This is a genomic window from Stenotrophomonas sp. 05L414_2, from assembly GCF_056397905.1.
This window is the reverse complement of sequence record NZ_JBFTOJ010000146.1, coordinates 1-18573: the sequence shown is the minus strand read 5'-3', so window position 1 is coordinate 18573 and position 18573 is coordinate 1. Positions and strand designations below refer to the sequence as shown.

At 67.5% G+C, this 18573-nt stretch carries 18 protein-coding genes and 1 tRNA gene; 9 read left to right on the top strand and 10 right to left on the bottom strand.

Annotated features, from left to right (window positions below; genetic code table 11):
- Nucleotides 1-173 precede the first annotated feature (173 nt).
- Nucleotides 174-323 (top strand): hypothetical protein, encoded by a 150-nt coding sequence (locus tag AC1DJN_RS17300; protein ID WP_154881118.1) that lies wholly within the window; start codon nucleotides 174-176, stop codon nucleotides 321-323.
- A 14-nt stretch (nucleotides 324-337) separates the two neighbouring features.
- Here AC1DJN_RS17300 and AC1DJN_RS17295 read toward each other — a convergent pair.
- The 4 genes from AC1DJN_RS17295 to dtd form a co-directional block, all read right to left on the bottom strand.
- A tRNA-Ile gene (locus AC1DJN_RS17295) sits at nucleotides 338-413 on the bottom strand.
- A gap of 44 nt (nucleotides 414-457) precedes the next feature.
- Nucleotides 458-769 carry a hypothetical protein gene (locus tag AC1DJN_RS17290; RefSeq protein ID WP_394123264.1) on the bottom strand — a complete coding sequence of 104 codons (312 nt, stop codon included), beginning with the start codon at nucleotides 767-769 and terminating at the stop codon, nucleotides 458-460.
- A gap of 274 nt (nucleotides 770-1043) precedes the next feature.
- Entirely contained in the window at nucleotides 1044-2894 is a 1851-nt protein-coding gene (gene rpoD, locus AC1DJN_RS17285) for an RNA polymerase sigma factor RpoD (RefSeq protein ID WP_478039574.1), read from the bottom strand.
- Nucleotides 2895-2984: 90 nt separating this feature from the next.
- Nucleotides 2985-3425 carry a D-aminoacyl-tRNA deacylase gene (gene dtd, locus AC1DJN_RS17280; protein ID WP_032976683.1) on the bottom strand — a complete coding sequence of 147 codons (441 nt, stop codon included), beginning with the start codon at nucleotides 3423-3425 and terminating at the stop codon, nucleotides 2985-2987.
- 61 nt (nucleotides 3426-3486) lie between these two features.
- Here dtd and AC1DJN_RS17275 point away from each other — a divergent pair, with 61 nt between their 5' ends.
- From AC1DJN_RS17275 to AC1DJN_RS17260, 4 genes are all read left to right on the top strand, one after another.
- On the top strand, nucleotides 3487-4407 hold the full coding sequence (locus tag AC1DJN_RS17275) for a lauroyl acyltransferase (protein WP_025879049.1): 921 nt from the start codon (nucleotides 3487-3489) through the stop codon (nucleotides 4405-4407).
- 74 nt (nucleotides 4408-4481) lie between these two features.
- Entirely contained in the window at nucleotides 4482-5615 is a 1134-nt protein-coding gene (ribA, locus tag AC1DJN_RS17270) for a GTP cyclohydrolase II RibA (protein ID WP_032976682.1), read from the top strand.
- Nucleotides 5616-5727: 112 nt separating this feature from the next.
- Entirely contained in the window at nucleotides 5728-6204 is a 477-nt protein-coding gene (locus AC1DJN_RS17265) for a PH domain-containing protein (protein WP_088101515.1), read from the top strand.
- Nucleotides 6201-7742: a PH domain-containing protein gene (locus AC1DJN_RS17260; protein WP_025879052.1), complete on the top strand. Its 1542-nt coding sequence runs from the start codon at nucleotides 6201-6203 to the stop codon at nucleotides 7740-7742. Before AC1DJN_RS17265 ends, AC1DJN_RS17260 begins: the two co-directional genes overlap by 4 nt.
- Before the next feature lie 225 nt (nucleotides 7743-7967).
- On the opposite strand, the gene AC1DJN_RS17255 is transcribed toward AC1DJN_RS17260, so the two are convergent.
- Nucleotides 7968-9026 carry a CDP-glycerol glycerophosphotransferase family protein gene (locus tag AC1DJN_RS17255; RefSeq protein ID WP_032976715.1) on the bottom strand — a complete coding sequence of 353 codons (1059 nt, stop codon included), beginning with the start codon at nucleotides 9024-9026 and terminating at the stop codon, nucleotides 7968-7970.
- Between AC1DJN_RS17255 and AC1DJN_RS17250 the strand changes: the two genes are divergently transcribed.
- Nucleotides 9025-9831 (top strand): glycosyltransferase family 2 protein, encoded by an 807-nt coding sequence (locus AC1DJN_RS17250; protein WP_478039572.1) that lies wholly within the window; start codon nucleotides 9025-9027, stop codon nucleotides 9829-9831. The genes AC1DJN_RS17255 and AC1DJN_RS17250 overlap by 2 nt on opposite strands.
- A 25-nt stretch (nucleotides 9832-9856) precedes the next feature.
- On the opposite strand, the gene AC1DJN_RS17245 is transcribed toward AC1DJN_RS17250, so the two are convergent.
- The 5 genes from AC1DJN_RS17245 to def all read right to left on the bottom strand — a co-directional run bounded on the left by AC1DJN_RS17245 (nucleotide 9857) and on the right by def (nucleotide 15893).
- A complete protein-coding gene (locus tag AC1DJN_RS17245) occupies nucleotides 9857-11032 on the bottom strand; it encodes an O-antigen ligase family protein (RefSeq protein ID WP_478039578.1) in 1176 nt (391 codons plus the stop codon).
- 233 nt (nucleotides 11033-11265) lie between these two features.
- Nucleotides 11266-12978 (bottom strand): ArnT family glycosyltransferase, encoded by a 1713-nt coding sequence (locus tag AC1DJN_RS17240; RefSeq protein ID WP_032976679.1) that lies wholly within the window; start codon nucleotides 12976-12978, stop codon nucleotides 11266-11268.
- 22 nt (nucleotides 12979-13000) lie between these two features.
- Nucleotides 13001-14332, bottom strand: coding sequence for a 16S rRNA (cytosine(967)-C(5))-methyltransferase RsmB (rsmB, locus tag AC1DJN_RS17235; protein ID WP_032976678.1), 1332 nt, complete (start codon nucleotides 14330-14332; stop codon nucleotides 13001-13003).
- 3 nt (nucleotides 14333-14335) lie between these two features.
- A complete protein-coding gene (gene fmt, locus AC1DJN_RS17230; RefSeq protein ID WP_032976677.1) occupies nucleotides 14336-15259 on the bottom strand; it encodes a methionyl-tRNA formyltransferase in 924 nt (307 codons plus the stop codon).
- 121 nt (nucleotides 15260-15380) lie between these two features.
- Entirely contained in the window at nucleotides 15381-15893 is a 513-nt protein-coding gene (def, locus tag AC1DJN_RS17225) for a peptide deformylase (RefSeq protein ID WP_025879059.1), read from the bottom strand.
- 128 nt (nucleotides 15894-16021) lie between these two features.
- Between def and AC1DJN_RS17220 the strand changes: the two genes are divergently transcribed.
- From AC1DJN_RS17220 to AC1DJN_RS17210, 3 genes are all read left to right on the top strand, one after another.
- Nucleotides 16022-17149, top strand: coding sequence for a LysM peptidoglycan-binding domain-containing protein (locus AC1DJN_RS17220; RefSeq protein WP_032976676.1), 1128 nt, complete (start codon nucleotides 16022-16024; stop codon nucleotides 17147-17149).
- Nucleotides 17150-17281: 132 nt separating this feature from the next.
- Nucleotides 17282-18409, top strand: a complete 1128-nt coding sequence (dprA, locus tag AC1DJN_RS17215; RefSeq protein ID WP_032976675.1) for a DNA-processing protein DprA — start codon at nucleotides 17282-17284, stop codon at nucleotides 18407-18409.
- Between the two features lie 43 nt (nucleotides 18410-18452).
- The coding region (locus AC1DJN_RS17210) for a DUF494 family protein (protein ID WP_478039576.1) at nucleotides 18453-18573 on the top strand (121 nt) is incomplete at its 3' end.

The window sequence follows — 18573 nt, the reverse complement described above, 5'->3', positions numbered from 1 at the left end:
GAGCATGTGTTGGACGCGCGATCTGCATGGATTTCAGCTTGCCGGAATGGAGGAGCCGTGAGCATCGACTATTCCGACAGCTCCGCGAAACCGTCGATCGTGTCGTGCCAATCCCCCCCAAGATCCCTGTACACGCCGTTTCATCTTTCTCGAATCACGCCTAGGGGGCAACCATGATCGACGTACTCAACAGCGACGTATCTTCCCCGATTCAGAAGCTACATGAGCTGCAGGTCATCATCGGGATCACCGAGCGCTGCGGCAGTGAATTTTCCCGGCAATTTTTCCGCCGGCACAAAAAAGGCACTTGGGCCGCCGCCTAAGTGCCTGTTTTTTATGGTGGGCCCACCAGGATTCGAACCTGGAACCAAGGGATTATGAGTCCCCTGCTCTAACCGTTGAGCTATAGGCCCTGCGCAGCGTCACAGTGTAGTGGAGCACGGCCGGAGTCGGCTACTCAGTCGGCAGCAGCAAGCGCCTCGCCAACACGCTGCAACCGTCGCTCCGCCATCCCCGCCAACCGCTCCATCTCCAGCAGATGCGCCTGGAACAGCGCCACCGCCTTCATCGCGCCCTCCAGCCCCCTCCGGTTGCCACCGGCAAACCCCGCAACCATCTGTTCTCCCGATTGCGTCAGCAGCGCCAGCGTGGCCCGTCGGGCGAAGCCCAGCCGATCCTCCAGTTCGTCCTGCATGACGTCCTCCCACGTCATCAACGGCGGGAAATCCAGGGCAGCAACAACAGGTACATCATGTTCAACAGCCTTCATGGCCAAGCTCCAATGCTCAACAGGGGTGATGCCGCAGATACACGCGTTGCACGTGTCCCCGCAGCGCGTCCGCCTCGGTGCCGGTGATCCGGCCCGCCCACGAGGTGTGTTGAGCACCTGCATCGCCAGCGTGCGTCTGGCATCCCTGCACGTCAAAGGGCGGATGCGTCATCGCCAACCGCGGCCAAGCATGGCCACGGCTCCACACCGGATCCCCCAAAGAAGAACCCCGCCGAAGCGGGGTTTCTCTCAACACGTCAGCACTACCTGGATATCAATCGATATCCAGGAAGCTGCGCAGCTGCTCCGAACGGCTCGGGTGACGCAGCTTGCGCAGGGCCTTCGCTTCGATCTGGCGGATGCGCTCGCGGGTCACGTCGAACTGCTTGCCGACTTCCTCGAGGGTGTGGTCGGTGTTCATGTCGRTGYCGAAGCGCATGCGCAGCACCTTGGCTTCCCTCGGGGTGAGGCCGGCCAGCACGTCGCGCACGGTTTCAGACAGGTTGATGTTGGTGGTGTTCTCGATCGGGGACTCCACGTTGGTGTCCTCGATGAAGTCGCCCAGATGGGAATCCTCGTCGTCGCCGATCGGGGTTTCCATCGAGATCGGCTCCTTGGCGATCTTCATCACCTTGCGGATCTTGTCTTCCGGCATGTCCATTTCCTTGGCCAGCTCCTCCGGCGTAGCCTCGCGGCCGTACTGCTGGAGCATCTGGCGGGAAATGCGGTTCAACTTGTTGATCGTTTCGATCATGTGCACCGGAATACGGATGGTGCGCGCCTGGTCGGCGATCGAACGGGTGATGGCCTGGCGGATCCACCAGGTCGCATACGTGGAGAACTTGTAGCCGCGGCGGTACTCGAACTTGTCCACGGCCTTCATCAGGCCGATGTTGCCTTCCTGGATCAGGTCGAGGAACTGCAGGCCGCGGTTGGTGTACTTCTTGGCGATGGAGATCACCAGGCGCAGGTTGGCCTCGACCATTTCCTTCTTGGCCTTGCGCGCCTTGGCTTCGCCGTAGGCCATGGCACGGCTGAGTTCCTTCAGCTCGTCCAGGTCCAGCAGGGTGACCTTCTCGATGTCGATGGTGGCCTGCTGCTCGGACACGATCTGGTCCTTCACTTCACGCAGCGCCGAAGACCACTTCTGCTTGCGCTTCAGTGCGTCTTCCACCCACTCCAGGTTGGTCTGGTTGCCTTCCCAGGAACGGATGAAGTCCTTGCGCGGCATGCGGGCAGTGACGGTGGCCAGGTTCAGCACGCGGCGCTCGTGGGCCTTGATGCTGCCCATGGTGTCGCGCAGCTGCTTGGTCAGCACGTCGGTCAGCGGCAGCGGCAGCTTCAGGGTGACGAACACCGCCGACATCTCCTCGCGGAGCTTCAGCAGGTTCTTCTTGTCGCCCTTGGCGGCAGCCTTCTTGAAGGCGTTGAGGGCATCGCCCAGCGCCTGCATGCGCGCAGCCACTTCCTCCGGATCCGGACCGGTCGGCGCGGCTTCTTCATCGCCGCCGTCGACGTCGTCTTCTTCCTCGTCGGCGTCGGCATCGGCGTCGTCCGCGTCATCGGCCACCACAGCGGCCGGGGCCGGCACGTCGTCGGTCAGGTCGTTGAAGCCGACGATCACTTCGGCAAGGCGCTTGCGGCCTTCCTTGTGCGCTTCGTAATCGGTCAGCAGCGATTCGACCGACACCGGGAACTGGCCGAGTGCGGCCTGGACCTGGGACAGGCCTTCTTCGATGCGCTTGGCAATGGCGATTTCGCCTTCGCGGGTCAGCAGCTCGACGGTACCCATTTCGCGCATGTACATGCGCACCGGGTCGGTGGTACGGCCACCTTCGGTGTCGAGCGCGCTCAGCGCGGCGGCAGCTTCTTCGGCTGCGGTGTCGTCGACCTCACGGTTGCCCGTGTTGCCGTCGTTGAGAAGCAGGGTTTCCACATCCGGAGCAACTTCATGGACATCAATGCCCATGCCGTTGATCATGCCGATGATGTCTTCGATCTGTTCCGGGTCGACCATGTCGTCGGGCAGATGGTCATTGACTTCGGCATAGGTCAGGTAGCCCTGTTCCAGGCCCTTGCTGATCAGTTGCTTGATTTCGGATTGGGCAGGACGTTCGTTGGCCATGTAGTGCTCGCGCCACCGGCTAGGGGGAAATAGGGAACGTAGCATTATACCAGCCCGGGGCCCGGCCTGCCGGGCGGTGGTCCCGGCGGCCTAGGGCCTGAGGAGGAAGGTCACGGGACCGTCGTTGACCAGGCTGACGACCATATGGGCACCGAAGCGGCCCGTTTCCACCCCCGGCGCGTGATTTTCACGACAGATGTCGACAAATCGATTGAACCCGCGTTCAGCCTCCTGCGGCGGTGCCGCGCTGGTGAAGCTTGGCCGCATGCCGGAACGGGTGTCCGCGGCCAGGGTGAACTGGCTGACCAGCAGCAGGCCGCCGCCGGTATCACGCAGCGAGCGGTTCATTTTTCCGGCCTCATCTGCAAACACACGGTAGCCGAGCAGGCGTTCGGCCATCCGCTGCAACTGGGCCTCGGTATCGCCCGGCTCCATGCCGACCAGGGCCAGCAGGCCGGGGCCGATCTGCCCCACCGCCTCACCTTCCACATGCACGGCAGCCTGGCTGACACGTTGAATCAGGACGAGCATCGGCGGGCTTCCAGGCAAGGGGCCGGCCACGATAGCAGCGCCCTTGGCTAAACTGGGGCCGATGAATCCACACCGCAAAGCCCGGCTGGTCTACCGCGCCACCACCCTGTTCGCCCGCCTGCCCTGGCCATTGCTGCGCGGGTTCGCGCGCGCCCTGGCCTGGACGTGGGTGCGCCTCGATGCCCGCGAGAGCCGCGTCACCCGCCGCAACCTGGAGCTGGCCTACCCCGAGCTGGACGCGCCGGCACGCGACCGCCTGCAGCGCGAACTGCTGCGCTCCACCGCCCTGCAGGCCATCGAGACCCTGCGCCTGTGGAGCCGGAAGCCCGCCGACAACCTGCGCCTGCACCTGAAGGAGCGCCACGGCCAGGCGCTGTACGACGCGGCCCTGGCCAGCGGCAAGGGCGTGATCGTGGCGGCCCCGCACTACGGCAACTGGGAGCTGCTGAACCAGTGGCTGGCCTCGCGCGGCCAGATCGCCATCGTCTACAAGCCGCCGGAGGACGAGGCCAGCGATGCCTTCCTGCAGATCGTGCGGGGCGGCGACAACGTGCAGCAGGTGCGCGCCGAAGGCCCGGCCGTGCGCCAGCTGTTCAAGGTGCTCAAGGACGGCGGTGCCACCGGCATCCTGCCCGACCAGCAGCCCAAGGCCGGCGACGGCGTGTTCGTGCCGTTCTTCGGCGTGCAGGCACTGACCATGACCCTGGTCAACCGCCTGGCCGAGCGCACCGGCGCGACCGTGCTGTATGGCTGGTGCGAGCGCATCGGCCCGGACATGGAATTTGCCCTGCACATCGAGCCGACCGACCCGGCCGTGGCCGATCCGGACCCGCACGTGGCGGCCACCGCGCTCAACGCGGGCATCGAACGCATCGCGCGCCGCGACCCGGCGCAGTACCAGTGGACCTACAAGCGCTATACGCTGCGGCCACCGGGCAGCGGCGAGGAAGACCCGTACGCGACCGACGAACATCCGCACTGAGAGCCGCTGCACCGGCCTGCGACACACCGCCGCAGCACGTTGAATACGACGCTGGCGCCCCCATAGAGACACCGATGTCCGCCTCCCCCGGTCCTGCCATGTCTGCTTCCTCCCTGTTCGGTGATCCGGCAGCGATCCGCTGCGAGCGCGCGGTCGCCGAACTGCGCGCCGGTCGCCCGGTCCTGCTCCACGATGGCCAGGGCCAGCGCCTGGCGGTGATCGCGCTGGACAGCGCCACTGCCAGCAGCTTCGCCGCCTTCGCCAGTGCCGCGCGCGAGCGCCATTACCTGTACCTGACCGCCACCCGCGCCCGCGTGCTCGGCGTGGAGGCCCCCGAGGGCGCGCGCCTGCCGCTGGCCGGCGTTGCCTTCGATGCCCTGCCCTCGCTGGGCTACCTGCGCGAACCCGGACCGATGCCCGCGGCTTGGAGCGCAGGCGATGCGTTCGATGCCGGCGCTGTCGAACTGGCCCGGCTGGGCCTGCTGTTGCCGGCGATGGTGGCCGTGCGCCTGGATGCAGACGACGCCACGTTCGATGGCGCGGCCGAGGTTGGCCTGTGCGATCTGGCCGAAGGCGCCGCGCACGCCGCACATGATTACGAACTGGTGGCGCGTTCTCCGGTGCCGCTGCGCGACGTCGGCATGACCACCTTCGCGGTGTTCCGCGGTGGCGTCGCCCAGCGCGACCAGGTAGCGATCATCGTCGGCGAACCGGACCTGTCCGCAGTGGTGCCGGTGCGCGTGCATTCGTCCTGCCTCACCGGCGACCTGTTCGGTTCGCTCAAGTGCGATTGCGGCGACCAGCTGCGGCGCGGCCTGCGCAAACTGAAGGAACTGGGCGGCGGCGTGCTGCTGTACCTGGACCAGGAAGGCCGCGGTACCGGCATCGCCGCSAAGATGCGCGCCTACGGCTACCAGCACGACGGCCTGGATACCATCGACGCCGATGCGCAGCTGGGCTTCGGCGCCGACGAGCGCCGCTACGGCAGCGCGGTGGCGATGCTGCGCGGGCTGGGTGTATCCCGTGTTGCCCTGCTCAGCAACAACCCGACCAAGGCACAGCGCCTGCGCAATGCCGGCATCGAAGTGCTGGACTGCATTCCGGTCACCGGCGAGATCACCGCCGAGAACGAGCACTACCTGCGCACCAAGGCCGACCGCGCCGGCCATCTGCTGGATGTCGATGCGCTGATCCAGGCCGCCCAGTAACGCGGGCGACCTGCTAACGTCTGCGCGGTGCGGCCATCACCGCGCCTGCCCGCCCTGCTGCCCGACGGACGCCCGCGTGACCGAACTGCCCTTGCCTGTTGCTGCTGCCGAAATGCCCCTCGACCACTGGCAACCCCTGCCGCGGCGCGCTGCCCGGTTGGCGGCGCTGGAGGGCGCCTTCGGCGGACTGTTCATCCCCGGCGCACCGCTGGCGGCCCTCTGGTGGTTCTTCGATCTTCCCGGTGGCCTGTGGGCAGCGATGCTGGGCCTGCTGGTCGGCCTCGCCTTCGGCGCCTGGATCGGCCATCGGCGCCTGACCCGCACCCGCTGGCGGCTGGACGCACAGGGCCTGGGCCTGCGCCGCGACCTGATGTGGCAGCTGGAGACCCGCATCCCCATTTCGCGCGTGCAGCACCTGGACCTGCGTCGCGGGCCCCTGGAGCGGCGTGCAGGCCTGGCCACGCTGATCGTGCATACCGCCGGCACCCGCCTGAGTGCGGTCACCGTCAGCGGCCTGGACGAAGCCGATGCCGAGCGCCTGCGTGACACCCTGGCCCATCAGCTCGACCAGGACGCCGACGCCCTGTGAGCCTGCCCCCGCCCCTGCCGCCCTCGCTGCCCAGCGGTGGCGACGAGCATCGCCTGCATCCGTGGTCGTGGCTGTTCGTGCTGCTGATGCAGCTGCGCCACTATTTCCTGCCGCTGGTCGCGTTGCTGGTGTTCGGCCAACGCGGCGACCGCGATCCGATGTGGGCACAGTTGATCCCGTTGACCGCCATCGCCGCGCTGGTGCTGGTGTCGGTGCTGCAGTACCTCAGCTACCGCTATCGCATCGGCAACGATGCGATCACCGTGCGCAGCGGCCTGCTGGCGCGCAACCGGCGCGAGATTCCCTTCGCCCGCATCCACAACGTGGAAGTGCGGCAGAACCCGTTGCACCGGTTGTTCGGGGTTGCCGAACTGCGCCTGGAATCGGCCGGCGGGGTGCGTCCGGAAGCGGAGATGCGCGTGCTGCGGCTGGACCAGGCGCTGGCCCTGGAACAACTGGTGCGCCAGCGTGGACAGGCGCCCCAGCCGACGCCGGGCGACGCGCCGGCTGCCGATGTCGTGCCATCCGACGACGAGCAGGTACTGCTGCGCCTGTCGAGCTGGGACGTGCTGCGCATGGGCCTGCTGTCCAACCGTGGCTGGGCGCTGGCGATCGCCGCCTTCGGCGTCCTGTTCCAGACCGTACCGCGCCCGGTGATGGACGATGCCATCCAGCGTGGCGGGCGCGAGGCCTTCGGCTACGCCAGCCACCTGCATGCCGGGGTGACCGGCGGGCTGGTGCTGTTGGCGGCCGCGTTGCTGCTGGGCTGGCTGCTGCTGCGGGTGTTGTCGGTGGTGTTGACGCTGCTGCGCTACCACGGCTTCACCCTCAGCGAGCGCGAACGGCGTCTGACCGTCTCCACCGGCCTGCTCAGCCGCACCCGCAGCAGCGTCGCGCGCCGCCGCATCCAGGCATGGACGCTGGGCGAGAGCACCCTGCAACGCTGGTTCGGGCTGCGCCAGCTGCGTATTGACAGCGCCGCCGGTGGTCCCTCGCGCGACGACGACCGCGCGCTGCGCGAACTGGCACCGCTGGCTGGTGCAAGCGCCTGCGATGGGCTGGTGCGCCACCTGCTGCCGCAGCTGCAATGGCCGCCGCAGCAGTGGCAACCGATTCCGCAACGCGGATGGTGGCGATTGTCGCTGTCCACCTTGCTGGTGGTGCCGTTGCTGACCGCCGCGCTGTACTGGCGCTGGGGCCTGCCGGCCCTGGCACTGCTGGCCTGGCTGCCGGTCAGCCTGTTGATCGCGCACCGGCAGATGGCGCGGATGGGCTGGCACCTGGATGGCCAGTTCGTGGCGGTGCGCGGCGGCTGGTGGAAGCGCTGGTGGCGCTGGGCCGAGCTGGACAAAGTGCAGGGCCTGCGCCTGCAGCGCTCGCCGCTGGACAAGCTGTTGGGTACGGCCAGCCTGCAGCTGGACACCGCCGGTGCGCATGGCGATGTGGCACTGGCACTGCGCTACCTGCCGCAGGCGCGTGCACAGGCGTTGATGGAAGAACTGGCCACGGCGCTGGCACGGCGCAAGCTGCGCTGGTAGCGCGGCCGATCGTTGAACCGCCATCCACGCATGGCGTGGATCTACTTCACCATCCACGCATGGCGTGGATCTACTCCACCACCCACGCATGGCGTGGATCTACTGCACCACCCACGCATGGCGTGGATCTACTGCACCACCCACGCATGGCGTGGATCTACTGCACCACCCACGCATGGCGTGGATCTACGGTAGTGCCGGCCGCTGGCCCCGGCACTACCCACATCACCGCTGCGACGGACCCCAGTAGCCCAGGTCCTTGCGGATCTGCAGGTCGCGCACCCAGCTGCCAAACGGCTTGCGACGCAGCACGCCCATTTCGCCGGACAGGAAATCCTCGGTGGCGGCGATCACCCGCTCGCTGGACCGGCCATCGCGATAGGGGTGGATGGCATCGGCGTAACGCACGATCTCCGCCTGCAACGCAGCGTCGGGATGCAGCGCGCGCGCCAGCATGGCCGGCAGCTGCTGCGGATCATCGAAATCGATCATGTGCGGCTTTGGCACGCGGTTGCGGAAGGTCACCACCGGCTTGTGCTGGACGATGAACTCCGAAACGATCGATGAGGTGTCCGACACCAGCACGTCGGCGGCGCGCTGGGCTGCCATCACCTGCTCCGGTTCGATGAAACGCGCATTGGCGCCGGCCAGCGCGCGGTAGCGTTCGAACAGTTCCGGCGGGCACTTCGGGTGCAGGGTCAGCAGCCAGTAGTGCTGACCGGCGGCGATGTCGGCCGCGATCTGCGCATGCAGGTGCGGGGCGGCGCTCAAGCGCTCGGTGAAGGTTGAACCGAACAGGATCACCGGGCGGCCGCCGGCTGCACTGCGCAGCGCGGCACTGTCGCCACCGTCGTCGCGGAACAGCGGGTCCAGCTTCGGCCAGCCGGTTTCCGCCACGGCGAAATGGCCCTGCACTGCCGCGATCCCGCGGAACGGCGCGGTGGTGGCAGGGCCCTGCGTGCAGTACAGGTCGAACATGCCGCGCACCCGGAAGTGGCCACGCGCACTGTCGCGCTTTTCCACGTTGAAGCCATGGAACAGCTGCACCTTGGCCCCCGACAGGAAGGTCGGCACCCAGTTGGCCGCGCTGAACACCGCCCGCGGCCGCATCGCCAGGGCCTGCTTCAGGCCGATGTTGGGCACGCCGGGCAGCTGGCTGCCAGCCGCGCCATCTTCGAACCAGGCGGCCACTTCCTGGCCGGAAGCGTGCAAGGCTTGCACCAACGGGGCGAGAATAGGCAGCGCATAGCGCTCCGTYGCAAACAACAGGTACCCGGCCATCATGTCCTCCACGACCGCTCCCATCGAACGGCCTCGCATCTCGGCCTGCATTATCGCGTTCAACGAGGCCGGGCGCATCGGCGACTGCCTGGCCTCGCTGGCCTTCTGCGATGAGATCGTGGTGGTGGACTCGCAGTCCACCGRCGCCACGGTGGCCATCGCCGAGGCGGCCGGCGCCCGCGTGCTGCAGCGTCCGTTCGATGGCTTCCGCAGCCAGAAGGCGTTCTGCGTCGAGCAGGCCACCCACCACTGGGTGCTGTGCCTGGACGCCGACGAGCGCATCAGCCCGGAACTGCGCACGGCCATCGAGCAGGCCCGCGACGGCGGCTTTGCAGGTCATGCGGGTTACCGCTTCGCCCGCCTGTCGGAGTACTTCGGCAGGTTCCTGCGCCACGGCAATGCCTATCCGGACCGGGTGCTGCGCCTGTTCGACCGCCGCCACGGCGGCTGGCGCGGCAAGCGCGAGATCCATGAGGCGGCCAGTGTCGATGGCACGGTCGGCACCCTGCGCGGGGACCTCATCCACTTCCCCTATCGCTCGCTGCAGCAGCAGCTGGCCAAGACCGAGAAGTACGCACGGATGATGGCCGAACACGAGTTCGCGCGTGGCAAGCGGGCCACCCTCGGCAAGCTGGTGCTGGCCCCGGCCTGGCGGTTCTGGCGCGGCTTCCTGTTCCGTGGCGGCTTCCGCGACGGCTGGCATGGCCTGGTGTATGCCTACGTGCGCGCCAACTACGTACGTCAGAAGACCATCATGCTGTGGATGCTGGGCAACGGTCAGGCCGTGTCCGATCCGCCCAACCCCTGAGTGCGGAGCCGAGCGTGGCTGAACGCTACCGGGCGTTCTTTGCCCGGTGCCGGGCACCTTCCACGATCGACAGGCCGGTCAGCAGGCCGACGATGGTGACGTAGAAGCTTGCGGTCATCTGGTGCGCGAACATCGACTGGGTCAGCCCGCACAGGATGTAGGACACCACCACCATCACGCCGGCCGCGGCAGGGCCGCGGAAGGTAGCGTGCCCGCTGCGCCGGTGCAGGCGCACGAACACCCAAAGGGGTACGCCATATACGGCCAGCAGCAGCAACACGCCCGGCAGGCCCTGGGTAGCCCCCCACTCGGCCAGATCGTTGTGCGCATGGCGCAGGTGGCAGCGGATTTCCTGCGGGTTCTCGCGACAGACCGGCACCCGCTTCATGGCCATGTCGAAATGGCCGATGCCTACCCCGGTCAGCGGATGGTCGAGGAAGGTCTCCCACGCCACCTGCAGGCGCTCGACGCGCGCCCCAGCCGAAGAGTCGCTGTCCCCCTGCTCCATGCGCTGCACATCGCTGTGCAGTTCGGACAACCGCACCTGGTGGCGCAGTTCGGGCACCGACAGCAGCAGGGTCGCGCCGATGGCCAGCATGCCGGCAAGCACTGAAAGACGCGCCGCGCCGGTGCGCCAGCGCAGGCTCAGTGCCAGCACCACCAGCAGCGCCAGCAGGGCCGCGAACACGCCCCGGCTTCCGGTCAGGATGATGGTCCCGCAACCAGCAGCCATGCCGACGATCACCAGCGACCAACGCCGCGACGGCCGGCAGAACACCAGCAGCACCATCAGCATCATCACGATGTCGGCGAGCACGATCGCGTTGGTGAACAGTTCGGCGCGTGCCGCACCCTGGAACACCTSCAGTGCCGAAAGCACGAAGGTGCCCACCAGCCCGGCCAATGCACCGCGCCACAGCCAGCGCATGTCCGGGCGCAGCGCACACACCCACAGTGCGATCCACGGGATGACCAGGAAGCGGGATCGATTGTCGACATCGCGCAGGCCCTGTTCGAACAGCACGACCGACACGATGGCCATCAACAGCACCGCCAGCATCAGCCAGCTGAGAACCTTGATCGGCTGCTTGTCCATACGCCGGGCCTGCCACAGCAGGCCGGGCACCATCGCCGTGCTGACCAGCAGCAGCAGCGCGTAGGGCAACAGGTTGATCGGGATGGTCAGCACCAGTGCCGGCATGCAGAACAKGCCGATCTGCGCCAGCCAGTGCGCCGCGCGCGGGAGCTTGCCTGCGGGGACGCCCAGCGGATCGCCGATCGTGGATTCCAGGTTGTGCTGTAAAGCTGCCACGTCGAAAAAGTTCGCTGCAATCCGGCGGAATGAACGGGATCACCGGCACGGCCAATCCCACGCTGATGTTTTACTGCCTTTGCTGTCGCTTGGGCAGTCTGGACAAGCACGGGCCAGGATGGTTATTCCTCACGTTGCAGCCGTCGTTCACGTTCGCGTTCCTTCGCGCTGGCCACGCAGCGGCCCTGCACGGCAGCAGCCGGTACCAGCCACCAGCGGCGGCGATTGGCAATTCCCGCCAACTCGGCGTGGTTGCGGTCGATGCAGGGCAACAGCGCGTCTTCGTGGACCAGCAACCAGCGGCGCCGGGGCGCCAACTGCTGCCATTCCACGGCCGCAGCCAGCTGCCCATCCCAAGGCTCGTTGAAACCGAAGGTGGCTGCCGGGCGGTCGGCCATCAGCAGATTCTGCTCTTTCCAGGCCACCAGCCCCAGCTCCGCGTCGGCGCCGATACGCTGGCCGGTGTGCCGCATCAGGCCGCGGGCGGAACTTGAATCATTCAGCAGCGGATAGCCGATCAGGCTGTACAGCACCCAGACGGCAGTCAGGGTCGAGACCAGGGCCAGCTCGCGGCGGGCGCGCCCGAACAGCAGCAGGCTGGCCACACCCCAGCCGCCCATCGCCATCGCCGCCCAGGCCAGGGCGTTCATTTCGCCATTGCCGATGCCCCGCGTCTGCATCAGCCGCACTTCGAAGCCGGGCTTGCCCAGCAGGGCAGACAACCCGGCGGCCAACGTCCCCAGCGACAGCAGCAGGGTGAACGCGCCCAGCAGCCATTGCACATCGCGCCGGCGCAGCAGCCCCGGCAGCAACGGCGCCAGCGCCAGGCAGAACATCGGCAGCGCAGGCAGGATGTAGACGTCGCGCTTGCCATTGGGGATCGAGAAGAACAGCACGATCAGCGCCCACCAGCCCAGCAGCAACAGATAGCGTGCGTCCCGGCGCTGCAGCCGGCGCCGCCAGGCGGGGATCGCCCACGGCACCGCCAGGAAGGCCGGAATCCACATCGACGGCATGGTGCCCAGGAAGTACCACCATGGCTGGTGGTGGTCCCACGATTGCGCATAGCGCTTGGCGGTCTGCCGGAACAGGATGTCGTCCATGTAGGCCAGGTATTCGCCGGAACGGGTGGCCAGCGCGGTCATCACCATCGGCACCAGCCACAGCGCGACGGCCAGCACGAATGCCAGCGGCGCCAGCCAGAAGCGCAGGTCGCGCGCATGCAGCCGCACCCGTGGCCAGTGCAGGGCAGAACCGATCACCGCTGGCACGATCATCAGCAGCGCGATCACGCCCACGCCCTTGGTGATCACCCCGATGCCGGCAAAGAACCAGCCCAGCCACCACCAGCGCCAAGCAGGCCCCAGCAACAGGTGGCGAAGCAGGCCATAGTTGGCCAGGGTGATGAACAACACCACCAGCGGGTCGATCTGCGCCTTCTTCGCCTGGAAGGTGAACTGCAGGGCGAACAGCAGCGCCCAGCCAGCGTACAGGCCGACCTGGCGTGTCCACAGGCGCCGGCCGAGGTCGACCACGCACCACAGCGTGCCCAGTGCAGCGATCAGCGAAGGCAGCAGGAACGCCACGCGCCAGTTGCCGATCACGCTGTACAGCGTGGCCTGCCACCACATCAGCATCGGCGGCTTGTCCGAGTACAGCTCCAGCCCACGGTGCGGGAACAGCCAGTCGCCGCTGTCCACCATCTGCTTGGCGACCAAGGCGAAGCGCGGTTCGTCCGAGGGCCAGGGATCGCGTAGTCCCAGCCCGGCACCCAACACCAACAGGGCCATCACAACGAACAGCCACGTCTGGCGTGACGCACGGGTTTTCAGCATGGGGGCTCGGACAGCGGTTGGGTCAGCCCTTTTTTAGCAGACGCGCGTAGAAAAATCCGTCAGCATCGTTTTCACCGGGCAGGCGCTGGCGAGCAATACCGTCACAATCCAGACCAAATGCGTCATCCAGCGCGACCGCTTCCGCATCCGCGTGCCATTTCAGGAAGCCCTTTACCTGATCGACGTTTTCCGCGCGCAGGATCGAGCAGGTGGCATACAGCAACACACCACCGGGGCGCAGCATCGACCAGCAGGCTTCCAGCAGGCGGGCCTGGATGCCGACCAGCGCATCGATGTCTTCCGCACGGCGATGGAACATCACGTCCGGCTGCCGGCGGATGACGCCGGTGGCCGAGCACGGTGCGTCCAGCAGGATCGCGTCGAACGGAACGCCGTCCCACCATGCCCCCGGATCGCTGGCATCGGCCACCTGCACCTGCGCGCCTTCGCCCACACCGGTGCGGGCGAACGTATCCCTTGCGCGCGCCAGACGACGGGCATCGATATCCAGCGCCAGCAATTGCAGGCTGGGGTCACGCTCGAGCAGGTGCGCCGACTTGCCGCCCGGGGCGGCACAGGCGTCGAGCACGCGGCTGCCTGCCGGCGGCGCCAGCGCGTCGGCTGCACACTGCGCCGACAGATCCTGCACCGACAGCAGGCCTTCGCCGAAACCGGGCAGCTGGTTCACCGGAACCGGCACGGCCAGTCGCAGCGCATCGGCGCTCAGCGCGCTGGCTTCGGCGGCAATGCCCACCTCGGCCAGGGCCGCCATCATCTTGTCGCGCCCGCCCTGCTGGCGGTTGGCACGCAGCCACAGCGGCGCTGGCTGCAGGCTGGCGGCGAAGATCGCCTCGGCCTGTGCCGGCCAGTCGTGCTCGACGGCCTCGGCCAGCCATGCCGGAAATGCGTCGCGCGCCGGTTGTTCGGGGAAGCCTTCGCGCTGGGCCCGTCGCAGGATCGCATTGACCAGGCCAGCCTGGCGTTCGCGGCCAAGTGCGCGTGCAGCATCGACCGTCGCCGACAGGGCCGCATGGGCAGGCAGTTCCAGCACATCCAGCTGGGCGAAGCCCACCATCAGCAACGTGCGCAGGTCGGCATCGCGTGCGGACAGCGGCTTCTGCATCCATCCCTGCAGGGCGGCGTCATAGGTGCTGCGACGGCGCAGCACCGCAAAGCACAACGCTTCAAGCAGCGCGCGGTCGCGGGTGTCGGACAGCTTCGGCAGCGCCCAGGCCAGTTCCGCCTTGAGCGAACGACCGCGGGTGAACACCTGCGCCAGCACGCGCGCAGCCAGCATGCGGGTGGCCGCGCCCGGCGCCGCCTTGGCGATGGAAAAATCGTTTGCCTTGCTCACCCGTCAAACCCCCACGCGCAGATCACGGCGCGCATTGAGGTAGTCGGCAGCGGTGATTGCCTTGCCGCCTTCGCGCTGCAGCACGCGCAGGCGCAACGCGCCCTGCCCGCAGGCGATGTCGATGCCCTCGCGGCCCGCGGCCAGCACCGTGCCCGGCGCCTGGCCATGCGTCACATCCAGCGCCACCGCGCCGTGGATGCGCACGCGCTCACCGGCCAGCAGTGCCTCGGCAATCGGCCACGGATTGAATGCACGCACCGTGCGCGCCAGCGCTTCTGCGTCCTGCGCCCAGTCCAGTTTTGCCTCGGCTTTGTCCAGCTTGTGCGCGTATGTCACGCCCTGCTCCGGCTGCGGCCGTGCGATCGGCTTGATGCCGGCGCGCAGCAGGCCCAGCCCATCGGACAGCACCTGCGCGCCGAGCTCGGCCAGCTTGTCGTGCAGCTGGCCACCGGTATCGGTAGCGGCGATCGGCAGCTCCTGGTGCAGCAGCACCGGGCCCGTATCCAGGCCGGCTTCCATCTGCATCAGGCAGACGCCGGTCTTGCTGTCACCGGCCTGGATGGCGCGCTGGATCGGTGCGGCGCCGCGCCAGCGCGGCAGCAGCGAACCATGCACGTTCCAGCAACCGTGGGTCGGAATGGTCAGCACCGCCTTGGGCAGGATCAGGCCATAGGCCACCACCACCATCAGGTCCGGCTGCAGGTCACGCAGCTGCTGCTGGGCCACTTCGTCCTTCAGCGTTTCCGGCTGGTACACGGGGATGCCACGGGCGACCGCTTCCAGCTTGACCGGCGAAGGCGCCAGACCACGGCCGCGACCGGCAGGGCGATCGGGCTGGGTATAGACAGCCACCACCTCGTGATGACGCGCGGCCGCGCGCAGCGAAGACACCGCGAATTCCGGCGTACCGGCAAAGACAATCCTCATGGCAACCCCACTTGCAGGATGAAATCGTGCAGGAAAAAAAACGGCGCCGTCGGCCGGCGCCATGCAGCCCGCGCGTCACGCGCAGGCGCGGGCCACCCCGAAGGGCGGCCCGGAGCAGCGATCACGCCACGTGCTTGCGCTGCTTGGCCAGCTTCTTGCGGACCATCTCGCGCTTCAGCGGCGACAGGTAATCGATGAACAGCTTGCCGTCCAGATGGTCCATCTCGTGCTGCACGCAGACCGCCAGCAGGCCGTCGGTGGTCAACTCCTGCGGCTGCCCCTGGCGATCCAGGAACTTGACGGTGATGGTGTCGGCACGGGTCACGTCGGCGAAGATGCCAGGCACCGACAGGCAGCCTTCCTGGTACACCTGGCCCCCGTCCTTGGCGACGATTTCCGGGTTGATGAAGACGCGCGGCTCGTTCTTTTCTTCGCTCACGTCGATGACCATGAAGCGCTGGTGCACGTCCACCTGGCTGGCAGCCAGGCCGATGCCCGGGGCGTCGTACATGGTCTCGAACATGTTGTCGAGCAGCTCCTGGAACGCCGGCGTGGTCACTTCGGCGGCATCGATCAACGCAGCCTTGGTACGCAGGCGCGGATCGGGGAACTCAAGGATGGGGAGTAAAGCCATGGCAGTTTCCGGGGTTGGGGCCGGGGTACGCCGGCATACGTCGCAGATTCTAGCTCCAACGCTTGCCTTGCGCCCCGGTTTCTGGACTATAGTGCGCGAACCTGTTGGGGAATCAGGGCTTCACACCTATGTTGCTTCGTTTTCGTACGGTCGTCGCCGCGGCGATGCTGACCGTGGCTGCCTATGCTACCGCCGTGGAAGTGAATGGCGGGCACCCGGACACCTATGTGGTCCGCAAAGGGGACACCCTGTGGGACATCGCAGGACGATTCCTGCAGAAACCATGGCTGTGGCCGGAGATATGGCAGGCCAATCCGCAGGTCGCCAATCCACACCTGATCTATCCCGGTGACGTCCTCAGCCTGGCCTACCTGGACCGCGTGACGGCCCAGCCCGGCCCGCGCCAGGAAGCCCCGGTAACCGGCGTGCCGCTGGCCCAGGTCGAGCCGTTCCTGAAGCAGCTCAGCGTGGTCGACAGCATCGAACAGCTGCCCTATGTGGTCGGCCTGGAAGACAACCGCCTGCGCGCCACCGGTGGGCAGACCGCCTATGTGCGCCTGGCCGACGCCCAGGTCGGGCAGCGCTGGGCCGTGGTCCGCCCGACCGTGCGCTACGCCCAGCCCAAGCCCACCGAGGACCTGACCGCCAACGGCGACGTCACCCCGGGCAGCGGCAATCTCTGGAAGGCCTTCAGCGCGCCCAACCACCGCCGCGGCGTGCTGGGTTACGAGCTGGCACAGGTCGGCACCGGCACCATCACCCAGGTGGCCGGCGGCAAGACCGAAGCGTCGACCCTGGCGCTGGACAACGCCAGCGGCGGCCGTGAAGTACGTGCAGGCGACCGCCTGGTGCCGGTCGAGGCCACGCCGTACGACCTGCAGTTCTTCCCGCATGTGCCCGCAGCCGGCGTGGAAGGCGTGGATGTACGCGTGCTGGCAGTCACCGATATGTTCACTACCGGCGGCCCGCGCGATGTGATCGCGATTTCCGCTGGTCGCGCCCAGGGCGTGGACAACGGCACCGTGTTCTCGCTGTGGCGCCATGGCAGCCACGTGGCGCACCGGATGAAGTTCCCGGGGTCCTCTCGCATGGACGACTCGATCAGCACCGGCGCCGGCCGGGTCAGCCTGCCGGATGAGTACGCCGCGCATGCCATGGTCTTCCGCACCTTCGACAACGTCAGCTATGCGTTGGTGATGCAGGGTGTGAAGCCGGTGCGTGTGGGCTACAGCGCGCTGCATCCGGACGCGAAATGATCCGGCGCCGGGCCCCGCCCGGCCTCGGCAGGGAGTGCCGGCCGCATCGGCCGGCAACCTCCGGGATACCCTGACAGCAATACGCGAAGGCGCCCTAGGGCGCCTTTGTTGCGTGAGGCCGATAGTCGGGGGATGACTGAGCATGGACATGAGGCGCTGCTGCGCCTGTTGATCGCGGCTGGTTCCCTGGCACCCAGGCGCGCGCTGCTGCAGACCACCGGCAATGCGGATGCAGCGTTGGCGCTCGGTGTTGCAGGCTGGCGGGCCCACGGCTGCACACCGGAACAATGCGCTGCGCTGGAGCGTCCCGACACCCGCGCCCTCGCGCTGGCGCAGCGCTGGCTGCAGCAGCCTGATCATCATCTGCTGGCCTGCAACGATCCAGCCTTCCCGCCCCTCCTGCTTGATGCACCCAATCCGCCCCTGGCGCTGTTCGTTGCCGGCGATCCGGCCATCGCCTGGCGTCCTGCGGTGGCCCTGGTCGGCAGCCGTTCACCCACCCCCGCCGGTCGTGCCCTGGCCGCCCGGTTTGCCACCTGCTTCGTCGAGGCCGGGCTGGCGGTGACCAGTGGATTGGCGGCAGGCATCGATGCGGCCGCCCACCAGGCGGCGCTGGAGGCAGGCGGCTGCACCCTCGCGGTGATAGGCACTGGCCCGGACCGCGCCTATCCCACCAGCCATGCCCGCCTTCAGGCAAGAATCGCCACCGACGGCGCGGTGCTCAGCGAGTACCTGCCAGGTACGCCCGCACGGCCGGGTCACTTCCCCGCGCGCAACCGGCTGGTGGCCGGGTTGGCCCTGGCCACGGTGGTGGTCGAGGCCGCACAACGCTCGGGCGCCCTGATCACCGCCCGGCTGGCAGCCGAAGCCGGCCGCGAGGTCTGCGCGATACCCGGTTCGGTACTCAATCCGCGCGCCGTCGGCTGCCACCGGCTCATCCGTGAAGGGGTTGCCCTGGTCGAACGGCCCGAAGAAGTGCTGGAACTGCTGGCCCCGGCACTGCGTCACCAGCTTCCGGGCTTGCAAACCCGGCTTGCCACCCCCACTGAACAGGCAGCGCCGGCGGACCTGCCGGCATGCTGGGCGAACGACGCTGACTACCAGCGCTTGTGGCGGGTGCTGGAGCACGACCCAATCAGTATGGATTCACTGATCACGCAGTGTGGATTGACGGCGTCGGAGGTGTCCTCCATGCTGCTGGCCATGGAACTTGCGGGGATCGTGGTGTGCGTACACGGCCGCTACTGTCGACGTCCCTAGTTTCTTCACCTCCACAGCGTCGCGCGACGCAGGCCGAGGGGCAATGAAAGAGAGCATCCTGGATGTACTGTTGTACCTGTTTGAACACTATTTCAGCGAAGATGCGGACCTGATCCGTGACCGCGACTCACTGCAGAATGGCCTGATCCAGGCCGGTTTCAGCC

Bases quoted from the DNA above. Each gene is read 5' to 3' on its own strand.
- AC1DJN_RS17300 (WP_154881118.1), top strand. From the start codon at position 174: ATGATCGACGTACTCAACAGCGACGTATCTTCCCCGATTCAGAAGCTA.
- AC1DJN_RS17290 (WP_394123264.1), bottom strand. From the start codon at position 769: ATGAAGGCTGTTGAACATGATGTACCTGTTGTTGCTGCCCTGGATTTC.
- dtd (WP_032976683.1), bottom strand. From the start codon at position 3,425: ATGCTCGTCCTGATTCAACGTGTCAGCCAGGCTGCCGTGCATGTGGAA.
- AC1DJN_RS17275 (WP_025879049.1), top strand. From the start codon at position 3,487: ATGAATCCACACCGCAAAGCCCGGCTGGTCTACCGCGCCACCACCCTG.
- AC1DJN_RS17265 (WP_088101515.1), top strand. From the start codon at position 5,728: ATGCCCCTCGACCACTGGCAACCCCTGCCGCGGCGCGCTGCCCGGTTG.
- AC1DJN_RS17240 (WP_032976679.1), bottom strand. From the start codon at position 12,978: ATGCTGAAAACCCGTGCGTCACGCCAGACGTGGCTGTTCGTTGTGATG.
- fmt (WP_032976677.1), bottom strand. From the start codon at position 15,259: ATGAGGATTGTCTTTGCCGGTACGCCGGAATTCGCGGTGTCTTCGCTG.
- def (WP_025879059.1), bottom strand. From the start codon at position 15,893: ATGGCTTTACTCCCCATCCTTGAGTTCCCCGATCCGCGCCTGCGTACC.
- AC1DJN_RS17220 (WP_032976676.1), top strand. From the start codon at position 16,022: ATGTTGCTTCGTTTTCGTACGGTCGTCGCCGCGGCGATGCTGACCGTG.
- dprA (WP_032976675.1), top strand. From the start codon at position 17,282: ATGACTGAGCATGGACATGAGGCGCTGCTGCGCCTGTTGATCGCGGCT.